The 20450-nt window shown below is 43.1% G+C and carries 20 protein-coding genes and 1 tRNA gene; 11 read left to right on the plus strand and 10 right to left on the minus strand.

The features are described 5' to 3' along the window. Nucleotides 1–461: 461 nt before the first annotated feature. Together HCR01_RS26685 and hpnK are read left to right on the plus strand one after the other, a co-directional pair. Nucleotides 462–1013, plus strand: a complete 552-nt coding sequence (locus tag HCR01_RS26685) for a class I SAM-dependent methyltransferase (RefSeq protein WP_193199063.1) — start codon at nt 462–464, stop codon at nt 1011–1013. 526 nt (nt 1014–1539) lie between these two features. Next, nucleotides 1540–2451 carry a hopanoid biosynthesis-associated protein HpnK gene (gene hpnK, locus HCR01_RS26690; RefSeq protein ID WP_413773972.1) on the plus strand — a complete coding sequence of 304 codons (912 nt, stop codon included), beginning with the start codon at nt 1540–1542 and terminating at the stop codon, nt 2449–2451. An 18-nt stretch (nt 2452–2469) separates the two neighbouring features. Here hpnK and HCR01_RS26695 read toward each other — a convergent pair whose 3' ends face one another. From HCR01_RS26695 to HCR01_RS26730, 8 genes are all read right to left on the minus strand, one after another. Continuing rightward, on the minus strand, nt 2470–2841 hold the full coding sequence (locus HCR01_RS26695) for a DUF2237 family protein (RefSeq protein ID WP_193199094.1): 372 nt from the start codon (nt 2839–2841) through the stop codon (nt 2470–2472). Nucleotides 2842–2936: 95 nt separating this feature from the next. Then, nucleotides 2937–3665, minus strand: a complete 729-nt coding sequence (locus HCR01_RS26700; protein WP_193199066.1) for an ABC transporter ATP-binding protein — start codon at nt 3663–3665, stop codon at nt 2937–2939. An 80-nt stretch (nt 3666–3745) separates the two neighbouring features. Next, the gene (locus tag HCR01_RS26705) at nt 3746–3970 is read right to left on the minus strand and encodes an indolepyruvate ferredoxin oxidoreductase subunit alpha (protein ID WP_193199067.1); all 225 of its coding nucleotides are present in this window, start codon (nt 3968–3970) and stop codon (nt 3746–3748) included. Between the two features lie 140 nt (nt 3971–4110). Further along, nucleotides 4111–5322, minus strand: coding sequence for an ATP phosphoribosyltransferase regulatory subunit (locus HCR01_RS26710; protein ID WP_193199068.1), 1212 nt, complete (start codon nt 5320–5322; stop codon nt 4111–4113). Continuing rightward, nucleotides 5322–6269, minus strand: a complete 948-nt coding sequence (locus HCR01_RS26715) for a J domain-containing protein (RefSeq protein ID WP_193199069.1) — start codon at nt 6267–6269, stop codon at nt 5322–5324. Before HCR01_RS26715 ends, HCR01_RS26710 begins: the two co-directional genes overlap by 1 nt. A gap of 158 nt (nt 6270–6427) precedes the next feature. Beyond that, a complete protein-coding gene (locus HCR01_RS26720) occupies nt 6428–7240 on the minus strand; it encodes an inositol monophosphatase family protein (protein ID WP_193199070.1) in 813 nt (270 codons plus the stop codon). A gap of 355 nt (nt 7241–7595) precedes the next feature. Further along, nucleotides 7596–8078: a thermonuclease family protein gene (locus HCR01_RS26725; protein ID WP_226889645.1), complete on the minus strand. Its 483-nt coding sequence runs from the start codon at nt 8076–8078 to the stop codon at nt 7596–7598. Nucleotides 8079–8336: 258 nt separating this feature from the next. Further along, on the minus strand, nt 8337–8705 hold the full coding sequence (locus tag HCR01_RS26730) for a 2Fe-2S iron-sulfur cluster-binding protein (RefSeq protein WP_193199071.1): 369 nt from the start codon (nt 8703–8705) through the stop codon (nt 8337–8339). 100 nt (nt 8706–8805) lie between these two features. Here HCR01_RS26730 and HCR01_RS26735 point away from each other — a divergent pair. From HCR01_RS26735 to HCR01_RS26755, 5 genes are all read left to right on the plus strand, one after another. Next, nucleotides 8806–8892: transfer RNA gene (locus HCR01_RS26735), tRNA-Ser, on the plus strand. Nucleotides 8893–9102: 210 nt separating this feature from the next. Continuing rightward, complete coding sequence (locus HCR01_RS26740; RefSeq protein WP_193199072.1) at nt 9103–9621, plus strand: DUF6174 domain-containing protein; 519 nt, start codon at nt 9103–9105, stop codon at nt 9619–9621. A gap of 208 nt (nt 9622–9829) precedes the next feature. Further along, nucleotides 9830–10348 (plus strand): hypothetical protein, encoded by a 519-nt coding sequence (locus HCR01_RS26745; protein ID WP_193199073.1) that lies wholly within the window; start codon nt 9830–9832, stop codon nt 10346–10348. Then, entirely contained in the window at nt 10345–12513 is a 2169-nt protein-coding gene (locus HCR01_RS26750; RefSeq protein WP_193199074.1) for an ATP-binding protein, read from the plus strand. The genes HCR01_RS26745 and HCR01_RS26750 overlap by 4 nt, the downstream gene beginning before the upstream one ends. A 106-nt stretch (nt 12514–12619) precedes the next feature. Beyond that, the gene (locus HCR01_RS26755; protein ID WP_193199075.1) at nt 12620–13894 is read left to right on the plus strand and encodes a hypothetical protein; all 1275 of its coding nucleotides are present in this window, start codon (nt 12620–12622) and stop codon (nt 13892–13894) included. A gap of 239 nt (nt 13895–14133) precedes the next feature. Here HCR01_RS26755 and HCR01_RS26760 read toward each other — a convergent pair whose 3' ends face one another. Next, entirely contained in the window at nt 14134–15552 is a 1419-nt protein-coding gene (locus HCR01_RS26760; protein WP_193199076.1) for a GTPase family protein, read from the minus strand. 149 nt (nt 15553–15701) lie between these two features. Between HCR01_RS26760 and HCR01_RS26765 the strand changes: the two genes are divergently transcribed. Both HCR01_RS26765 and HCR01_RS26770 read left to right on the plus strand, forming a co-directional pair. Beyond that, nucleotides 15702–16745 carry a nitrilase-related carbon-nitrogen hydrolase gene (locus tag HCR01_RS26765; RefSeq protein WP_193199077.1) on the plus strand — a complete coding sequence of 348 codons (1044 nt, stop codon included), beginning with the start codon at nt 15702–15704 and terminating at the stop codon, nt 16743–16745. A 45-nt stretch (nt 16746–16790) separates the two neighbouring features. Continuing rightward, a complete protein-coding gene (locus HCR01_RS26770) occupies nt 16791–18212 on the plus strand; it encodes an aldehyde dehydrogenase family protein (RefSeq protein WP_193199078.1) in 1422 nt (473 codons plus the stop codon). 125 nt (nt 18213–18337) lie between these two features. Here HCR01_RS26770 and HCR01_RS26775 read toward each other — a convergent pair whose 3' ends face one another. Next, nucleotides 18338–18592: a hypothetical protein gene (locus HCR01_RS26775; RefSeq protein ID WP_193199079.1), complete on the minus strand. Its 255-nt coding sequence runs from the start codon at nt 18590–18592 to the stop codon at nt 18338–18340. Nucleotides 18593–18667: 75 nt separating this feature from the next. On the opposite strand from HCR01_RS26775, the gene aroA reads away from it, so the two are divergent. Continuing rightward, nucleotides 18668–19948, plus strand: a complete 1281-nt coding sequence (gene aroA / locus HCR01_RS26780; RefSeq protein ID WP_193199080.1) for a 3-phosphoshikimate 1-carboxyvinyltransferase — start codon at nt 18668–18670, stop codon at nt 19946–19948. A 13-nt stretch (nt 19949–19961) separates the two neighbouring features. Continuing rightward, nucleotides 19962–20411 carry a DUF3598 family protein gene (locus HCR01_RS26785; RefSeq protein ID WP_193199081.1) on the plus strand — a complete coding sequence of 150 codons (450 nt, stop codon included), beginning with the start codon at nt 19962–19964 and terminating at the stop codon, nt 20409–20411. The last annotated feature ends 39 nt before the right edge of the window (nt 20412–20450 follow it).

The raw sequence follows: 20450 nt of genomic DNA on the forward strand, positions 1-20450 counted from the left end.
TTTTCACTCCGGTCTGTACAATGTTTACTAGTCTATCTATCTCAATGTGTGTTAATAAGCTAATGCGCGTCTAGATTGTAGATTTTTGTATTAAGACTGTCTTTTGTCATTAGTCATCTGTCTTTTGAAATATTTATGACTAATACTTCTCTACGAGAGGCTACGCCAACGACTTACCTCGGCTCCGGTTGCTGAGCGCAGTCGAAGCACGCCCTTGGACTACGCTCAGGACAAGCTCGGCACAAGTCGCTCAGTACAAGTAACTAATGATCAATGACAATCATCATGAGTCAACATACAATTTTTTATGCAAATAGCTTATCTATTTTCACTATACTTATCTATTTTCACTATATTTTAATGGATGGATGGCTTTCTTTTTACTCTGAGCACAAAAATACCTCAAGTATTGATTGATCAAGAATATCTAGTTTCAAATCAAGTAAAACTTAGGAGTCTTTATGAGTACATTTGAGGAAAAAGCAAATTCTGAAGTAACTTTGAGCAAGGCTAATAAAAACAAACTGCATCTAGGTTGTGGTAGAAAAATTTTGGAGGAGTATGTCAACATTGATATCTTCCCAGTGCCAGGTGTAGATTTAGTTTGTGATATAAACGAGGGAATTCCTTTTGAAGATAATTCTTTTAGTGAAGCACTAGCAGTAGATTTCATTGAACATATACAGCCGACAAAAGCAATTAATTTAATGAATGAAGTTTATAGAGTTTTAAAGCCAGGAGGGGTTTTTAGAATACATGTTCCTGAAGCTCCTGGAATAACTGCTTATCAAGATCCTACGCACACCTGTTTTTGGAATGAAGAATCTTTTTCTTATTACATATACCAACATTATAGAAAAGAAAGATATGGTATTTACTATGGCATTATTGCCAAATTCAAATTAATTAGTTTAAAACGAAAAAGACACATGTGGCAAAAGTTTTTCAACAATTTAAATTGGAATTACTTAACAAATTATCTTCTTGATATAGAGTTAGAAGCTATTAAGTAATTATTAATTTGAAAAAAGCAATAGTTTTTTAATAACCTGTAGGGCTTGGGGTGCTACCATTGGTGTCAACTTAACGTGAAAGCCTAGTCTGATAAGCATTTCAAAGTTTTTCGATGTACCACCGAGACTTGAGATCCCCCCTAACCCACGCCAGTCGCTCCACTTGGGGAGACCCAAGACCGCGCTGGCTCCCCTTTTTAAGGGGGGAATTAGAATCGAATGCCCCCTTAAAAAGGGGGTTGGGGGATCTGAAACTACTGGAAATTGAGTGTTTGAGCTTAAGTTGACACCAATGAGGTGCTACTCGCACCCCGACTTAAATATAAATCAAATCGAAAAATGACCTTGATCGCCACCTCTGCAACGGTATTGGTGAGGGTAAATAAGCGATACCTACAGTTCTATAGAGCCACGGCTTAGTAACGTTGTTAAAAAACATTGACTTGAAAATTCTTATATAATAGTGATTCTGAGCTTTGGTAAGAGACAAAAATTATCTTCGTTTCTTTCTTATCCCTAATATTTCATGCCCAATAATCAAGTAATGTTGCGATCGCCTACGGCGGGGCGTAGCCCATCGCATCGTCGTATCATTATCAATGGTGATGACTTCGGTTTTTCTAGCGGTGTCAATCAAGCGATTATCAAAGCGCATGAACAAGGTGTACTGACCAGTACCAGCCTGATGGTAACAGGTGAAGCAGCCCAAGAAGCGATCGCCTTGGCACGTACTCACCCCAACTTAGGAGTCGGTCTACACCTAGTACTAGTGTGTGGTCGGGCGGTTCTGCCACCTGACCAGATTCCCCACTTGGTTGACTCAAAAGGTAACTTCTCAGAAAGCCCCTTACAAGCTGGGTTGCGCTACCAATTCCATAGCGCTACTCGTGAGGAACTGCGTCATGAAATCCGCGCTCAATTGGCAAAATTCTGCGAATCTGGGCTATCTCTGTCCCATGTTGACGGACATTTACATCTGCACGCTCATCCAGTGATCCTAAATATTCTAGTTGAGTTGGCGCAAGAGTTTGATATTCGCGTCATCCGTCTGCCATCTGAAGAACTGGCGATGACCTTGAAGCTTGACCGTCGTGGATTATTAAATAAATTAGTCTGGTCGGGGGTATTTGGTGGACTACGCCGCTACGGTGAGGGTTTGCTGACATCTCAAGGCATTAGCTTCGCTCAACGGGTCTATGGGTTACTGCAAACTGGCAATATGACCGAGGAATACTTGCTCGGTCTGATACCCCAAATTCGGGCAGACTTAGTAGAAATTTATTCTCATCCGACAATAGTTAACATCGGGGAACCACTGAACGGTTCCCTAGGCGCGGGTGAAACAGAGCTCGCTGCTCTGTTAAGCGAGCAAGTGCGCCAAGTATTGGCTAGTAATGGCTTTGAGTTGACTAACTATATGAAAGCGAGCGGTTGTTGAGGAGGCGTTATCAAATACTCAATTTGTTGTAGTGGTATGTTTTTTCAAATCCTCCAGGTTACAGACTTCCAAAGCTCTAGCATGAGTAGCTGATAGCACAACGTGTGGAGCAACACCAGCATCGAGAGCTTCTTGCCAACGAGCAGCACACAAACACCAGCGATCGCCTGGCTTCAATCCAGGAAAATTAAAATCAGGAACAGGTGTGCTCAAGTCGTTCCCTTGTGATTTGGTGAAAGCAAGGAATTCTGCTGTTACTTGGGCACAAACAACGTGCATCCCAAAATCTTGACCACCTGTATTACAAAACCCATCGCGATAATACCCAGTCATGGGAGAAGTACAGCAAACTTCCAGATTTGTGCCTAGTACGTTTTTAGCTTCTGTCATAAAAATCTCCATTTGTCATTGGTCATTGGTCATTTGTCATTTGTCATTCTTCCTGCTCCCCATTCCCCATTTCCCAGTCCCCATTCCCCATTCCCCTAGTGTCCCTTACCTACTCCTAGATAAAGTTCACCAACTTTAGGGTTATTTAACAATTCTTCACCAGGGCCGGAAATTGCATCGCGTCCAGACTCTAACACATAACCGCGATTGGCCATTTCCAAAGCTTTACGGGCATTTTGTTCAACTAAGACTATAGCTGTACCCGCTTGGTTAATTTGTTTAACCTGCTCAAACACTTGCGTTACCAAAATGGGCGATAAGGCAGCAGAAGGCTCATCCAAAAGTAGCAAGCTAGGTTCTAGCATCAAAGCTTTACCCATCGCTAACATCTGCCGTTCCCCTCCAGAGAGTGTGCCAGCGCGTTGACGACGGCGATCGCTTAATCTAGGGAACATGGTAAAGATTTTATCCTTGAGCGGTTTCAGGGAAATATTCCGCACAAAAGCGCCCATTTCTAAATTTTCTTCAACACTGAGGGAGGGGAAGACATTGGCAATTTGTGGTATGTAGCACATTCCCCGCTGAACTATTTGATTCGACTTTAACCCCACGATATTCTCACCTTTGAAGCTAATTGTGCCTGTATGGGGAATTAAAAGTCCAAAAATAGCTTTTGCCAAGGTAGATTTACCAGCACCGTTGGGGCCAATTACTGCCACCAATTCTCCTGGTGCAACCCGAAAATTCACACCTTGCAGAATATCTACATCTTTGATGTATCCGGCGTGGACGTTTTGAACTTCTAGCAAACAGTCATTTGTCATTTGTCACTTGTCATTTGTCAACAGCCAATTTCAGTTATCAGTTAGCAATGAGCAGCTTGTTCACTGATAACTGTTGACTATTATGGGGTTTTTTGCAACTCAGGTCGTTCTTCTGGGAGGATTGCCCCTTCTACTGGGCAAACTTGGAGACATATACCACAGTCGATACAAGTAGCAAAGTCAATCCAGTACCAATCGGTTCCCTTGGTATTTTTGCCTGGGCCATCATGAATGCAAGCTACTGGACAGGCATCTACGCAGTCGGCAACGCCTTCACAAACTTCAGTAACAATTGTGTGCGACATATTCTTGATTCCCTCTCTTCTGTATCGGCTATTTCTAGCCTAGCAGGGGACTGGGGACTCTTAAGAAGGGGAAAAGGTTAAAGGGTAAGGGGATAGTTTTTCCCTTTCCCCCTTACCCCTTCCCCTTTTGCCAATGCCCACTAACGCAATGATTCAATTGTGGGTGAACCATCAGCTTTGATCCAGGCAATTTGGGCGATGCTGCGATCGCGTGCATATTGTCGGATAGCGTCTGCATCCCTTCCTCCTAAATCCATTTCTACCCGCACCAGATGAGTAGAATCTCTGAGTTTTTGGGCGTAGGCAAAGGCTGCGACATCAGCATTTGGTGTTTCTGGTACTACTAACCAGTTACTAGCCGGGGTTGTTTGTGGTAATTGCTGAGTAGACAATAAAACTTGGTATAAATTTTCAATGTTGAGTACAAAACCAATTCCGGGAATATTTTCACCTTGAGGATGATATAGCCCCAAAAGTTGGTCGTAGCGACCACCCCGCCCTAAAATTTGGGCTTGTGACTCGGTATCACTAACAACTTCAAAGACGATACCAGTGTAATAGTCTATGGTTTGGATGAGGCTGAGGTCGAGGATTAACGGGAAATTTTTCTCTGATTCCAGTAATTCTACTAGGGATTTGAGATTATTCACCGCCTCTTGCTGTTCGCTGTCTAGATCTAGGCTGCTGACTTTTTGTAACACATCCGCATTTTTGCCACGCAAATCTAACATGATTCTGGCACGTTCGCGTAGTTTGTCACTTAGAGGCAGAGTATCTATAGTAATGCGGTCGAGATGAGCGATCGCAGTACGAACCTGATCTTGTAAATTAACAGGGAAGGCACTAAGGAGCGATCGGGTAATTCCTGCTTCACCTAAAATTAAATGCCACCCCTTCAAACCCAGTGCTGCTAAACAATCTGCTACTAATAGCAGCACTTCTGCATTTGCCAGCAATCCGCCAGTACCTAACAACTCCACTCCAGCTTGATAAAACTCTTGCTGGCTATTGTGCTTGCTTTCCCAAGTGCGGCGAAATACATTGGCATTATAGTACAGCCGTTGCGGATAAGTTACACCTGCCATACGAGTGACAACGGTACGAGCAATTGATGCTGTCAATTCTGGACGTAGCCCTAATTCTTCATCTTCGGTATTTTGTAGTTGAATCACCATCTGGCGCTGAATGGCTTCCCCGGCCATTAGGGTATCCATACGCTCTAGAGTTGAGGTGATAATCCTGTGATATCCCCAACGGTGAAACACCTGCTGTAACCTATCTTCAATCCAGCGTTTTTTCGCCACATCCAAGGGCAATAAATCCCTGGCTCCCGCTGCTGGTTGATACACCATTATTTTTTCTTCCCACCAAACAAACCACCGAACAAACCACCGCTCCCAGATTTATCTGGTTGCTTACCTCCATTATCAGCAGGTGTAGTCACTTTAGGATTACTGGGTTGTTGTCCCAATGCTTTATCTATTTTAGGTTTCCATTGCAACGCTATTTGGTCATTGGGATCTAATTTCAAAGCGTTGTCAAAGTGAATTTTTGCCATTTTTAGCTGGTTTTGCTTTAAATACACCAATGCAATCAAGCTATGGCAGTGACTATTTTTAGGTTCTAGTTTCAGGGCATCTTGCAACTCTACTTTGGCTTGGGCAAATTGGTTTTTGTCAATCAAAGTTTGAGCGCGACGCACATACTGTTCTACAACTGAGTCTTCTTTTGCTGGCGCTGGTGCTGGTGTACTTGCTGTATTTGGCTTGGACGTGTCTGAGTTAATTTTGGTTTGAGTAGGTAGCGGTGCTGCGGATGATTTACCCCCATTCCGCATTAAGTACACTAAATTCAACTCACTAACTTGGGCAATGACTTGCAGCACTTGCTGTAAAGAATCATATTGGGTTTGGGCGATTTTTGCGATCGCACTTTTATAAAAGTGATCGATATTAGGCGCACCAGCTAACTGTTTAGCTAAGTCGGTGTTCAGTTCTACCGAGGCAGATTCTTGTAACAAGCGCCTACCCATTTGCGACAAAATTAGAATATATTCCGCGCGAGCCGCTTCTCCAGAAAGTTTTTCATAAGCTGGGTTAACTAGCTTTGATAACAACTCGTTGGCTAGCTGTTTTTCCGCAGCACTTGCAGTAACACTACTATCAGGGTGTAAGCGGCGGGCAATTTTGAGATAGCGTTTGCGGATATCTTTAACATCCGCGTCAATTGGAATACACAAAATTGCGTGATGATCTATGAAATCATACTTAAAAAGTCCACGATCTATTTTAAAAGACATAGAGCGGTGTTGCACCAAAGGAGCAGTTAGATTTTTTCTAGTTTACTTTGCTTGATCAGTGATCCGTCAGTAGCAAATTGTCATTTGTCAAGGGTCGAGGGTCAAGAGTCAAAAGTCAAAAGTCATTAGTTTTCTTTGCCCCCCAGCCCCCCAGCTCCTCATACCCAGGTTGACAGTGGCGGAACTTGCAAAAGTTCACGACTGAGAGTGTTGTGAATATAACCATTTGTGGCGAGAATTCTACCTGACTCAATTTTTAAAGGAGTGCCATCATAAGCGGTGACTGTGCCCCCGGCTTCTTGTAACAAAATTATCCCAGCGACAATATCCCAAGGAGAAAGCCCGCGTTCCCAGTAGCCATCGACACGTCCACAGGCAACATGCGCTAAATCCAGCGCTGCTGAACCGCTACGCCTGACTCCTTGAGTGAGGTGGGTAAGGTGACAAAATTCTGCGTAGTTGTTATCAGATGTTTCGCGGCGATCGTAGGCAAATCCTGTCACAAGCAGGCTTTTTCTGAGTTCTGATGTTTGCGACACTTTGATCGGGCGACGGTTGCGTGTTGCTCCTAAACCAGCAGCGGCCCGGAATAGCTCATCATGCAAGGGGTCATAAATTACACCAACTTGCGGAACGCCATTAATTAATAGCCCGATGGAAACCGCGAAAAAGGGATATTGATGGGCGTAGTTGGTTGTCCCATCTAAAGGGTCTATTGCCCAGAGGTATTCATTTTCTTGATTTCCTATTTTCCCTGATTCTTCCGCAAGGATAGAGTGCTGAGGAACGTGGCGGCGCAAAACGTCTAAAATCAACTCTTCTGAGGCTTTATCGGCAGCAGTGACTAAATCACCAGGGCGTCCTTTTTCAATAATTGCATCTTCTAATTTACCTAAGTAGCCTTGTAAAAGAGCACCAGCAGCTAGCGCTGCTTCGGTGGCAATGTCTAGAAAAATTTGTAGATTTGTCATTTGTCCTCTCTTACAAAGTTCTGATCGCTATGCGGGTCGACTGCCCAACCGTTCTGAAAGAACGGTTGCCTTGTGTCTTTTAGACACAAGGCAGAGGCGCAAAGCCTTGCGCCTCTCGGCAGTAAAACAGACCATCGGAGGAAGCCTCTCTACGAGACGCTCCGCGAACCGCTCAGACTTTGCGCTTTGTCATTTGTTATTTGTCATTTGTAGCGTACCCCTACGCTTAAGCAAGCTACGCGTAGCGTCTCGTAGAGAAGTCGTTGGCGCAGCCTCTCGTAGAGAAGTATTTGTCATTTGTCTCCTACTTCCCCACTCTTTCACTTATTACTCAGCACTCAGCACTCATTAGTGTTCAAAGATTTTGGCGGCGGAACTCAGCGGGAGTGAGGCGCATGGGTTTTTCTGGGTTCCAGATTCCTTGCCCCATGAGTCTAGCCCATTGTTGGGCACGTTCTAAACGCTGGTTATATTTATGGTTAGGCGATCGCCCAACGAATAGTGCATTTCCTTGTTTAACTAATTCTTCATTCAATAACACTTTATCTTTCCACACATAGGCTAGAGTCCGCCCGATTTTGTCTTTTGCTTCTAAATCAAACTCCAGTATTACAGGTTGTTCAGCATTGCCAGTCAGATCCTCTAACTGTTCTTTTGCTGCTTCTCCCCAAGGGCGCTGTCGTAAATCTGGTGCATCAACACCAATTAACCGCACTTGAGAAATTAAGTTTGGTTGTTCAGCCATACCTAACACTTCCAAACTTTGCCCACTAACTACTCGTGCTACTTTCACTTGGGCTTGATTGTCTGCAAGTTGATTTTTGTTTTGGCAACTCATTAGGAGCAATAGGCAAGTTAAAATGGCTATTTTTCGGCTCCAGATGCCAAGATATGGGGGTATGGGGTAGAATGTCTTTTTGATTTTTAGTACCCATGCAGTCAAAGTTACTAGAACAATCATTATTTATAGTGAACTGGTTTGTACGCTTTTAATTTTTGGGGCGTTTTTTGAACATTTTTTGAACTCGCCAGTGTGTTTATTGGGCGACCGCCACTAAATAATTAGTACTTTGAAACTTGGGGCGATCGCTATGGCTTATTCCTCATCTAACGGTAAACCCGCTTTAACTTTTCCACGACCAAAATAGCGCCCAAACTGGAGTTCATAAACTTCATCTTCGTCTTGTGTCTCTACCTCTAAGTCGGAACGTGGGTAACTCACACACAGCAAAGCGTAACCTTGCCGACGCAACTCTGGCGACAAGCCGATCGCCTCTGGTTGGTAAATTTCTCCCGACAATACTCTGACAGCACAAGTGGTGCAAGCCCCATTGCGGCAAGAAAACGGCAGTTCTACCCCCTGTTTTTCGGCACTGTGCAGGATGTAGCGGTCTTCTGACACTTGCAGGGTGTGTATTTCGCCAGTGGCGCGATCGCGAACTCTAATTGTGTATGTAAGGGACATGTGGATATGGGATTTTAGTTTTGAGATTAAATCTAAAAATGTCTTCTTTTATCTTTGCATTTTCTGCGATTTCAAAGTACAATCGTAACTTGTGGCACCTGGAGAGGTGGCCGAGTGGTTGAAGGCGCAGCACTGGAAATGCTGTTATGCAGCAATGTATACGAGGGTTCGAATCCCTCCCTCTCCGTTTTCAAACTTAAACTAAGTTTAATCACTTGTACCATTCTCATGTTCATTGGGGAATGGGGACAGAGAATAATTAATGACCCTTGACCCTTGACCAATGACCAATACTCCGACTTACCTCAGCTTTGCCACTCCTCCACTCTTAATATCAGCCCAGCAATTTGCTTGATTAAGCTACACTAATTGATAAATAGAGTGGAAATGGATTTATATGCGCTTGCCTATTGTTATTAGTGCGGGATTATTAATGTTTCTGGGTTTAAACACACCAGTAATGCCTAAATCCCCCATACAGGTTGCACAATCATCAGAGATCACGAACTCCAACTCAAAGCAATTAACGAATAATCCTCAATTAAAACAATTAAGGATTAATCGCCGATTGTGGCGTCAGCAAAAAATTAACAACTATCGCTATACACTTAGTAACAGTTGCTTTTGTATTCCTGAAGCCAGAGGGCCGGTAGTCATTGAAGTACGTAACGGCAGAACGACTTCCATAACTTCTGTGCAGACAGGTCAGCCAGTTGCCAATCCAGAGTTTTTCCGAACATACAACACAGTTCCTAAGCTGTTTAATTTGATTAGGAATACAATCAGCAGTGGACAATCCGAGCTTGCTGTGGAGTACAACCCGAAGCTTGGCTATCCAACCCAAATTAATATTGGTAATCTAGCTGCCGATGCTGGAATATTTACTACAATTGAGAATCTGCAAGAGATTCGATAAGTAGCAATTGGTATTAATTCGTACTGTAATCAATGTGCGATCGCGCTGGATTTAAACTTTAGGGACTGGAAGGATTTCCAGTCCCTAGTAGTTTATCGCATTAATTTTGCTGCTAAATCTGTAAATTAAATAAAAAATAATCCGAAATCCTGCAAATTGTATTTGAATTTTAATATATGACAAGATTAACTTATATAAGCTTCCTCGTATGCCAAAATACAGCGTTAGCGAAGTTTTAGAAATTCTTAAAAATCTGACGGCTGAAGAAAAATTAGAACTGCAACAGTTTTTACCCAGCGTCTTAGACACTCTACCTACTGCTGCGAAATCTTTAGAATCCCATTCTCAAAATATTGGAGGCATCAACATAGGTAGTGGTAACTCTGATATTGCATTTAATCAACTTCAAGCAGATAGGGGAAGCACACTCAATCAAAGTAGAACGCAAGCTAGACTTCAGAATGCTGATGTACAAGAAGCCTTAAAGTTACTCTCAACATTAAAACAAGATATTTCGGTAAGTAATGCCTTAAACCCTATTGAAAAGAAAACTTTAGAAGTTCCTATACAAACAATTGAAGAGGAGTTGAAAAAGCCCAAGCCAGATAAAAGCTTAGTAGACCAAGCAATTGAAGCGTTGAACAAAGGATTAACAGGGGTAGCACAGCTTGCTGACCCAGTTTTAAAACTAGCCCCTCTGGTTGCTAACGTGTGGGCAGGGATATGAGCGAAGAATTTCCCAATCGCCAGAATGAACCTAGCCAAAATATTAGTAACGTTTCAATGGGTGACAGTAACGTTGTCACCTTTAACCAAACTCAGATTCTACAAATCTCTGTTGACGAGATTAAAACCCGCCAATTTAGAGAAACTTCACCCTACAGAAGCTTAAAGACATTTGAGCCAGAAGATAAAGACTTATTTTTTGGACGTGACCAATTTCTCACAGGTTTGGTAAATGAACTAGAACACACTAACCTGATTTTACTTTTAGGTGCTAGTGGTAGTGGTAAATCATCTGTTGTGCGTGCCGGGTTAATTCCTTGGCTACTAGAAAAAAGAGGATCACAGTTAGTATACCTAACGTTTACTCCAGATGCAGACCCCTTTGAATCTTTTTATACTAGCTTACGCAGTAAATATAGACAATCTGAAGCTCAAATTGCTCTTGAAGCAAAGACTAACACTTTAACTCAGGTGGTAATGCAGTTAAAGCAGCCTGATTCTTATTGGTTCATTTTGATTGATCAGTTTGAGGAATTATTTACTACTACTCAGCCTCAAAAGTGCGCTCAGTTTATTGCTAGCTTAGCGAAATTGAGTAAAAATAACCCCCCAGGCGTCAAAATTGTGGCAACGATGCGGGCTGATTTTCTTGATAAATTAAGCCCTTATCCCCAGTTTGTAAAAGCTACAGAGAAACATCGTCCACTAATTGCAGAAATGCAAGCCGATGAGTTGCGATTAGCTATTGAACAACCTGCGGCACATCACGGTGTAGTATTTGAAACTGGCTTAGTTGGAGAAATCATTAAGGATATTCAGGGACAAGCAGGTTATTTACCTTTATTACAGTACACTTTAAATTTACTTTGGGAAACAGAAGTAACAAATAATAGTATCCAAGACCGCACATTAAATACTAGCACTTACCGTCAGTTGGGTGGTGTCAGGGGTGCGCTGCAACAACGAGTAGATGCCATTTATGAGGCATTATCTGAACAGGAAAAGTTAGCTACTCAGAGCATTTTTTTGAAACTAGTTGATATCGGTAAAGATTCTGAATCTGGTACTGAATGGAAGCCAGTCCGCAGAAGGGCATTGATGTCTGAGTTCAGCAATGAACTTGAACAAAATGTACTGATGAAATTGATTAATGAAAATTTATTGGTTAGTAACAGTCAATTAACGTCTCAACAATCTACAGTAGAAATTACTCATGAAATACTGCTTACCTCTTGGAATAATCTCAATATTTGGATTACAGAAAATCGTCAGGCTATAGCTCTACGTAACAGACTCAATGACGATGTAGCCCACTGGCAAACAAGGAAAGCAGAAGATGAACTGTGGGCTGGTTCAAAGTTAGAGCAAGTTTTAGAACTGCGAAAAGACTCTACATTTAATCAAGTGTTGGGTGGGTTTAGTCCTACTGCAAATCAGTTTATTAATGCTAGTGTTGGTTTACGCGATCGCATCCAAAGACGGAAAATAGCAATTGCGATCGCTTTCTCTGCAATCATTGCAGCAGGTGGAATAGCTTTTGGCTGGCAGCAGCAGCAGTCTAAACAAATTATTGAAGCTGTTTTCCTTAGCACAGATACAACAAAAATTCTCAACTCCTTACCTGATTTCCTCAAAGAAGCAGATAGGCTTAAAAATGACGGAAATATAGAAGAATCCCTGCCTTACTACCGACGGGTAAGAGCAGAAACTATCAAGCTGATTAGGAACTTCAAAGACAATCCAAAAGAAAAATTAAAAATCCAAAAATTATCAGATGCCTCTGAAGAAGCTTTGGCACAGGTGATTAAAGCAAAGCTATTTAAAAATCTTGAGGATGAGTTAAACAATGGTGATTATGATCAGGCTCTCAAAAAAACCTATGACATTTTAATGTCTGAAAATATTGGTGCAGGAGCGGATTTAAATAATAATCGTAGACTTGATAATCAAGATGAAGCGGATTTAATCCCTTGTAAAACTTTAATAGAACTTAGAGAAAAATGGCTTAAATATACCAATAATTATTGTGATTGGTATGGTAAAGACTCTCCTTATGAAGCTCCTAGTTGCACACAAATAGGCAAAGAGACTTTAACAACAGCAATATTTGAATTTCCTTATGATTATGCAATAAAACGTATTGACTTTTGCTCTCAAAAAGTCTAATTTTCCTTTTGCATTAAGAATTAAATATAGTAATTATTTGTCGAAGAAATTCAATTGTAAATGCTAAAAGAAAACATTTTATTTACCACATCAGCAACAAAACAGTATGAGCAAGACAAACAATTTAACTCAGCTAAAGTCGGCTACAGCAACTTTAGTGGTTCCTTTATATATTTTGGCAACTTTTACCACAAGTTCTGCTGAAGTTCCTAAAACTGCGGTGATTCACTATGCATCTGATCCTGGAGTCAGGCTGCTTCTAGGTGCTACAGATTCTATGGTGGCTAAACCAGGACAGCGAATGCAACAGTATAAAGATGCTGTGGGAGTTCCTGGTTCTAAGAAATCCCTATCACGGCTTAGTCTCCCAAATCCAACGCATAACAAAATTGGAGCGTTAGTACAAGCTGGCCCTGCTCCTGTCAGCTCTGTTTACACATTTCCTTGTAAGGTGAGTGGTTCTGTTTACTTTGGTTGGCGAAAGCAAGGCGGTTCATGTAGTCATGGATTATGGGTAGTACCAGTTGCATCTCAGTTGCACAGTTCCAAAGTTCGATCTTTAGCCTCTAAGAATACACACAGTGCCACAGCTTCTAAAAATCTCCTACAAGCTCAAGCTGCTACTGACCTAGTTAGGTATTACTGTAGTACGGTAACAACCTCAAAAATAGGTGAATGGATAACATCAGCAGGTTTACCTTCATTGGAAACTGCTTGCCAGGAATCTACCCAAAAATGTGAAGAAACTACAGGTAGCAAATGTTTAGTAGCAAGCTTAGGTGATTGGAGTGTCAATGATCCCAATTTAGCAGTGTCAATGCAGTGTGGTAGTAATCAAAGTTCTGTGATTTCCGCACGTACTCGTCAAGGCAATGGTTCGCTGATAGACAGATTGCTTTCAGAAATAACGCAGATGTCTCAAGCTGTCAGAGGTATTAACTGTGCAGCTAGTATTTACCACCCAAACGAAGTAATTGTTTCACCATCTAACGATGAGTTGACTTTAATCCAAACTAATAATACTGGTGGCAATGTAGAAATTAATGTTTTGGTTGGATCTGTCAATATTGTTTCGGTTGGAAGAACAAGCGGATTCAAAGTAGACAAAGGGTTCAGATATGCTCTAGGGGAAAATAAACCGACGCCGCTAGACTGCGATCGCATATTTAAATCGCAGCCTGTTCAAGAGTTTTTAGACACTGCCAACTGGCCACAGGAAGTCGCAGGAGAACTGCAAAGTTACCGCTCAGGTTTCTGTAAATCTCGTGAGCGACCCCCAAATAATGGTGGTGGTGGCCCTGATATCTGGATAGATCCTTTTGGTGGTAGAGGTGGTGGAGGTAGTGATAGACCAACTAGACCTGGTGTTAGTGGCCAGTAACAACTTCTAGAACACCGATTCAGTATTCAAGATAGGGGCGAGAAAAACCGATTATTTCGTAGAGACGTTGCAATGCAACGTCTCTACAGTCAATGATAATTGGTCGTTTTACTGAATCGATTCTCTAGTAGTCTATCAAGTCAACTTTGCTGGGTGAGGATTGGGGAAAGGGCAAGGGATAAAACACATGCATCCCTTTACCCCACCAAGTTCACGCAAGCAAACTACTAGTCTCGTTTTCAATATTTGATTCCTTTAAAACGTTTTTGTGCGGTTTTAAACGCTTCTTGCATTACAGACTGAATTTTCTGGGGATCGGGTTTCTTACCTCCCATTAAATCACCGAAGTAAACGCAGGCTGCTTCACCTAATGACCAAGTATAAGCAGCTGCCCAAGAAGCAGCGATCGCACTGCCAAAACCAGGCACAAATTTGATTAACTCCCGTGCGATCGCCTGTGCTAAAAAACCGCCTGCGATCGCACTGACAACACCCCCAGCTTGAGACGGGGTTAGCGTTTGCCCATACAATTTTCCTAGTAAACCCACCATTGATACTTGCAAGGCAGTCAAAACCGGCATTGTGGCAAATGGCAGTGGTACAGCCGCGAGGGTTGCGGACATAATTGCAAATGGCAAAATATAACGGCGTCCAGCATCTCGGTAAAGATTGCCAATTTGCTCACCAACTTCCTCCTGATCCAATAACTGATACATTGCCTTAGCTTCTGCTTCTGGAAGCAGTTCTGCTAAAGCATCTCTCAGGGCTTCTAAGCCATAAAATACGGGAGTGTAGCCGTCTTCTTCTAAGGTAAAGTCAATCATGACAAAGCGATCGCACAGTTTTGCAAAAGTTTGCTGCATGGCGGCAAATGCGCGATTGACTTCCTGATAATCTGGCGGATAGGCAGGATGATCAGCAGTATTGGAGGGATAAACTTCGTGCAAACAGGTAACTACTAGCAGACAGGGAATATCTGGATACTGCTGACGTAGCTGCTGAGCAATTTGTCGCAACGTGTCGGTTGCAAAATCATTAATTTTGACGGTTAAAATCAGAACTCTGGCGCGGCGACTTTCCTGTTGCAGATCGCCAACCAACTCCTGAATGATTGCCTGAGTATTCTGATTTACATCTCCCAGCCCCACCGTATCAGTAAAAATCAGTAACGGCAGGTCACTAGAAGGATAGGCATAACGCTGGGTGTTTTGTGTGTGGGGACGAAATCCCTGACCCACAATCTCGGCAGAAACTCCCGTTAGCCCCCGCACAATCGAACTTTTTCCGGCTTGGGGTTTACCAATTAAAAGAGCTTCAGTGGTTGGTAGTTCGGCGCGAACTTTTTCTAAAATTTCTGCCACCTGAGCTTCGCTAACGCTAAACCAATCAACAACAGTATGTGCCAGTTGTTCTACGGGTAAAAGTTGCGTCAAGCGTTCTGTTGCTTTATTCCAGACACCAGTAATGCGATTTGTCCAGGAATCATTACCAGACTTAGTTGTCACAGTATCAGGAGACAGCGCTGTGGGGGTATTTCCCGCGCTAGTCCGCTCAACGGGGGGAACCCCTGGCTGGCTTGACTTGATGCGACTGTCGTTTGATTCACTGAATTGCTGAGAATTATCTGACGGCGAGTCAGGATCACGTTGCTCGGTCATTCCCATCAAAACGGTAGGTAGAATTTAAACTACATCCTGTCTATATCTATCGTACGTCAAGGGTCTTTCAAGATTCCCGATTTTTTAAAGAAGTTGGGAATCTTGCTGTTCAGGTATCCTATGAATTAATGATGAGATTTGGATACAGCATGGCAGACAATACCGATAATCTTGACTCATTTCGTGCTTTGGCACTCCAAGTTACGTGTCATGCAGTCAATCAAGCACGTGATCGCACTGAAGCGCGATCGCTCATCCAAAACTCTATCAATCGCTTAGCGCCAAAAATTGCTGCCAGTATTGCGTTTATTGGCTCTGATTGTCGTTTAATAGTACTGCCAGAATATTTCCTCACAGGTTTTCCGATGGGTGAGTCTCTAACGGGGTGGGCAGAAAAAGCCTGTTTAGAGATGGCTGGTGCTGAGTACGAAGCACTTGGTAAAATTGCCCAAAAACATCAGATATTTTTAGCTGGGAACGCCTACGAACTCGACCCCAAATTTGTGGGATTATACTTCCAAACCAGTTTTGTTATTGACCCATCTGGCTCAATTGTATTGCGGTATCGGCGGCTAAATTCTTTATTTGCTCCCACACCACATGATGTCTGGGATAAGTATCTCGACTGCTATGGCTTAGAGGGAGTTTTTCCCGTTGCTAAAACTGAAATTGGGAATTTAGCAGCTTTAGCATCAGAAGAAATTTTATATCCAGAAGTGGCACGATGTTTAGTAATGCGTGGGGCAGAGATTTTTTTGCACTCCACTTCAGAAGTGTATAGCAAAAATCTCACGCCTAAAGACGCGGCAAAAATCACTCGTGCCGTGGAGAATATGGCATACGTAGTCTCAGCAAACACCGCAGGCATCGTTAATAGCTCTATCCCCAGTGCTTCTGTAGATGGTGGTTCTCAAATCATTGATCATCGCGGAATAGTTTTAGCCCAGACAGGTGCAGGTGAGAGTATGGCAGCTTTTGCAGAGATTGACTTAGCTGCTTTACGCCGCGATCGCCGCCGAACCGGGTTAAATAATTTACTTTCACGCCAGCGCTTTGAATTATACGCACAAAGTTACAACCAGTCACACTTCTACCCCGCTAATACTATGCTAGAGGCAGAAGTAGACCGCAAACACTTCATCCAAACACAACAAACAACCATCGAGCGCTTAGCCAAACTGGGGATAATTTGAATTGGGAATTGGGCATTGGGAGTAATAACAAATGACAAATCACAAATGACAAAACCAATAGAAGTCCGCAACCCCCGGACTGGCAAATTTGATTACGTGATTTTACCCCCGCCTCCAAAGCTGCTGGCACAGCAATGTAACCGTATACGGAGGGCGCAAATTCGCTGGCAGCAGTTGGGTTTAGAGGGGAGAATTGAAGCCTTGCAGCAGTGGAAACAAGCCATATTATCTGGACGCGATCGCTTGACAGAGGCATTGGTAAATGATACGGGAAGATTGTCAGTTTCGATACTGGAAATAGATTCTTTCCTCGCTAGTATTGACCGCTGGTGTGGGTTAGCGCCAGATTTGCTACAAGAGTCTGCAAGAAACACAGCCATCCCGTTTATTGCACTGCAACAAACTTCAGTTCCTTACCCTCTAGTTGGAATAATCAGCCCGTGGAACTTCCCGCTATTGCTATCAACAATTGATACCATTCCGGCATTATTGGCGGGTTGTGCAGTGATTGTCAAACCTAGTGAGATTGCTCCCCGCTTTGTAGCACCGTTGATTACAGCACTCAATGCCATTCCCAAATTGCGCGACGTATTAAGTTTTGTTGAGGGAGCGGGTGAAACTGGAGCTGCTCTGATTGAATGTGTAGACTTAGTGTGCTTTACAGGTAGCGTAGCGACAGGACGAAAAGTCGCAGAAGCAGCAGCTAAACGGTTTATTCCAGCTTTTTTGGAATTAGGAGGAAAAGATCCTGCGATCATTTTAGCATCAGCCGATTTAGAATTAGCAACCTCAGCGATTTTATGGAGTTCAGTCGTCAACACCGGACAATCATGCCTTTCAATTGAGCGGATTTACGTTGCTGAATCTATATTTGAAAAGTTTGTGCATCAACTAATAGCCAAAGCTTCTCGTCTTCAGCTAGCATATCCCACAGTTGAAACTGGAGAAATTGGCCCCATCATTGCCGAAAAACAGGCAGCAATTATTAGTGATCATCTTCTAGATGCAGTTGAAAAGGGAGCAGTAATTCACTGTGGCGGTGAAATTGAAGACTTAGGCGGGGGTTGGTGGTGCAGTCCAACAGTTCTCACTCAAGTCAACCATTCTATGAAAGTAATGACTGAAGAGACTTTTGGCCCGATTATGCCAGTGATGCCTTTTGCCACAGTTGAGGAAGCGGTGTATCTAGCAAACGACTCAATTTATGGACTGAGTGCAGCGGTTTTTGCCGAGCCAGAAGCAGAAGCGTTAGCAATTGCCCAGCATATAGATGCAGGTGCCATCAGTATCAATGATGCTGGACTCACTGCCATCATGCACGAGGGAGAGAAAAACGCCTTCAAATTCTCCGGTTTGGGAGGGTCACGCATGGGTGCGGCGGCGCTGAAACGGTTCATGCGAAAAAAAGCTATTTTAATTAAAACCAACTCTACTAGCGACCCCTGGTGGTTTGATCATGGGAAATGAATGGAGAGCAGGGGAGGCAGGGGAGGCAGGGGAGGCAGGGGGAGAAAAAAAATTAGGACTTTACGCAAGAACTCTCTGAAATTTTTATTCCTTTGCGACCTTGGCGTCCTTGGCGGTTCGTTTTTTCATGATTTTGCATCGCCCTGCAACTCAATTGCATCGCCCTGCAACTCAATTGCATCGCTCTGCAACTCAATTGCATCGCCCTGCAACTCAATTGCATCGCCCTGCAACTCAATTGCATCGCCCTGCAACTCAATTGCATCGACCTGCAACTCAATTGCATCGCCCTGCAACTCAATTGCATCGACCTGCAACTCAATTGCATCGACCTGCAACTCAATTGCATCGACCTGCAACTCAATTGCATCGCCCTGCAATCTTACTGATCAACCAGCATTCAGGATATGGGAACATAATTAAGTTGTAGCTAACCACCTACATAGAGGTTTAAAGTGGATACCATCGAAATCCCTGCTCTGAATCGCCCAGTAGATGCCACGGTAGAGATTCCTGGTTCTAAAAGTATTACCAATCGGGCATTACTCGTTGCTGCTTTAGCGCAAGGCGACTCTATTTTAGAAAATGCCTTATTTAGTGACGACAGCGATTATTTTGCCAAATGTTTAGAGCAATTGAGTATTCCCATAACTCTGAATCCTAATCTGGCTCAGATTCAGGTTGCAGGAAAGGGAGGTGAAATTCCAGCTAAACAGGCAGATTTATTTGTGGGTTTAGCAGGCACAGCAGCAAGATTCATCTCGGCGTTAGTTGCACTGGGTAAAGGTGAATATCGCTTAGACGGCGTTCCGCGGATGCGAGAACGGCCAATGGGCGATTTGCTAAACGTGCTGCAAACGAGCGGAATAACTGTTAACTTTGAAAGAAATCCGGGGTTCATGCCTTACACCATCTATGGTGGGCAGTTTTCCGGGGGAAATTTTCGCCTGAAAGCCAACCAAACAAGTCAGCAACTTTCGGCATTATTAATGATTGCGCCTTACGCTCAACAGGATACTGTCATTGAGGTTGAGGGTACACTGGTTTCTCAGTCCTACGTTAAAATGACCTGTGGCCTAATGGCAGATTTTGGCGTGGAGGTGATTCAAATTGGCGAGAATCAATTTCAGATTAAAGCAGGTCAGCGTTACCAGGCTCGACATTACACAATAGAACCTGATGCATCGAATGCTTCTTACTTTTTTGCCGCAGCAGCTGTCACGGGTGGACGGGTGCGCGTAAATCATTTGACCAAAAAATCTTGTCAGGGTGATATTCTTTGGCTTAATGTCTTAGAACAGATGGGTTGCCAGATTCAGGATTCTGATGATTACACCGAAGTCACAGGGCCAGAGCAATTGCGGGGTATCGATATTGACATGAATGATATGTCAGATTTGGTGCAAACATTAGGAGCGATCGCGCCTTTTGCCAGTTCACCTGTTACCATCCGCAATGTGGAACATATTCGATATAAAGAAACCGAACGCATTCACGCCGTTGTTACCGAGTTGCGTCGCCTGGGAGTCAAAGTTGAAGAATTTGCAGATGGAATGAAGATTGAGCCTGGCCCAATTACCCCCGCAGCAATTGAAACCTATCACGATCATCGCATGGCGATGGCCTTTGCTGTTACTGGCTTGAAGATTCCAGGAATTGTAATTAAAGACCCAGGCTGTACAGCAAAGACGTTCCCGGATTACTTTACCCGATTCTTCCAAATGTTAGAACAATAAAAGGAGAATTATCATGTCCAACATTCGAGAAGGAATGCCAGTGCTTGCTCGTCATGAGGGCGATTGGGTAGGAACTTATACATTAATTGATACAGCAGGAAAAATTCTCGACAGTTATGAGTCTCACTTAACCTGTCAATTTCCAGAAAATAGTCCTCATCCGTACTACCAAATCAACCGCTACAAATGGGCTGATGGTAAAAAAGAGGAATATGAATTTCCCGGAACTTATAAAGATAATAAACTCTGGTTTGACACCGATCGCATTTCAGGAAAAGCCTGGGAAGCTGATGATTCTATTGTTATTTTGTGGTTTTCTTATAAGACAAACCCAGAACTTAACTTGTATGAAATGATCTACATTAGCCCTGACAATAACAATCGTGCTCGCACTTGGCATTGGTTTAAGAACAACCAAATCTTTCAACGCACCCTGATTCAAGAAGAACGGCTAAAATCTTAATTTTAAAATCTTAGAGATTAGTTTTTCTTCGTGTCTTTG

The sequence above is a fragment of the Nostoc sp. MG11 genome (genome assembly GCF_014904695.1).
GTDB lineage: Bacteria > Cyanobacteriota > Cyanobacteriia > Cyanobacteriales > Nostocaceae > Komarekiella.

Coding starts and splice junctions, on each gene's coding strand:
- HCR01_RS26685 (WP_193199063.1), top strand. CDS start 462: ATGAGTACATTTGAGGAAAAAGCAAATTCTGAAGTAACTTTGAGCAAG.
- hpnK (WP_413773972.1), top strand. CDS start 1,540: ATGCCCAATAATCAAGTAATGTTGCGATCGCCTACGGCGGGGCGTAGC.
- HCR01_RS26695 (WP_193199094.1), bottom strand. CDS start 2,841: ATGACAGAAGCTAAAAACGTACTAGGCACAAATCTGGAAGTTTGCTGT.
- HCR01_RS26700 (WP_193199066.1), bottom strand. CDS start 3,665: ATGACAAATGACTGTTTGCTAGAAGTTCAAAACGTCCACGCCGGATAC.
- HCR01_RS26705 (WP_193199067.1), bottom strand. CDS start 3,970: ATGTCGCACACAATTGTTACTGAAGTTTGTGAAGGCGTTGCCGACTGC.
- HCR01_RS26710 (WP_193199068.1), bottom strand. CDS start 5,322: ATGGTGTATCAACCAGCAGCGGGAGCCAGGGATTTATTGCCCTTGGAT.
- HCR01_RS26715 (WP_193199069.1), bottom strand. CDS start 6,269: ATGTCTTTTAAAATAGATCGTGGACTTTTTAAGTATGATTTCATAGAT.
- HCR01_RS26720 (WP_193199070.1), bottom strand. CDS start 7,240: ATGACAAATCTACAAATTTTTCTAGACATTGCCACCGAAGCAGCGCTA.
- HCR01_RS26725 (WP_226889645.1), bottom strand. CDS start 8,078: ATGAGTTGCCAAAACAAAAATCAACTTGCAGACAATCAAGCCCAAGTG.
- HCR01_RS26730 (WP_193199071.1), bottom strand. CDS start 8,705: ATGTCCCTTACATACACAATTAGAGTTCGCGATCGCGCCACTGGCGAA.
- HCR01_RS26740 (WP_193199072.1), top strand. CDS start 9,103: ATGCGCTTGCCTATTGTTATTAGTGCGGGATTATTAATGTTTCTGGGT.
- HCR01_RS26745 (WP_193199073.1), top strand. CDS start 9,830: ATGCCAAAATACAGCGTTAGCGAAGTTTTAGAAATTCTTAAAAATCTG.
- HCR01_RS26750 (WP_193199074.1), top strand. CDS start 10,345: ATGAGCGAAGAATTTCCCAATCGCCAGAATGAACCTAGCCAAAATATT.
- HCR01_RS26755 (WP_193199075.1), top strand. CDS start 12,620: ATGAGCAAGACAAACAATTTAACTCAGCTAAAGTCGGCTACAGCAACT.
- HCR01_RS26760 (WP_193199076.1), bottom strand. CDS start 15,552: ATGACCGAGCAACGTGATCCTGACTCGCCGTCAGATAATTCTCAGCAA.
- HCR01_RS26765 (WP_193199077.1), top strand. CDS start 15,702: ATGGCAGACAATACCGATAATCTTGACTCATTTCGTGCTTTGGCACTC.
- HCR01_RS26770 (WP_193199078.1), top strand. CDS start 16,791: ATGACAAAACCAATAGAAGTCCGCAACCCCCGGACTGGCAAATTTGAT.
- HCR01_RS26785 (WP_193199081.1), top strand. CDS start 19,962: ATGTCCAACATTCGAGAAGGAATGCCAGTGCTTGCTCGTCATGAGGGC.